We start from the raw sequence: 242 nt of genomic DNA, 5'->3' as shown, positions 1-242 counted from the left end.
CCAGCGGGTGTCGAAGGAGATCATCGACAACGGAACCGCCTCGCACGGACTGCTGGGCGCCAGCGTCCAGGATGCCGCCTCCGTCCAGGGCTCGACCACGACCGGCGCCTACGTCGCCGACGTGATCTCCGGGGGAGCGGCGCAGGCCGGCGGACTGCAGAAGGGTGACGTCATCACCGAGTTCAACGGCATCCCCGTCACGAACTCCGTGGACCTGACCGCTCAGGTGCGCGCGCTCGCCG

Annotated in this window: 1 protein-coding gene; it reads left to right on the top strand. The window is 69.8% G+C overall.

The features are described 5' to 3' along the window. A partial coding sequence (locus ACZ3HG_RS24630; protein ID WP_465335130.1) for a PDZ domain-containing protein occupies positions 1-242 on the top strand: 242 nt, incomplete at both ends.

This window comes from Erwinia sp. PME.40.26/001, assembly GCF_055556675.1.
This window is presented reverse-complemented; position numbering and strand designations above follow the sequence as displayed.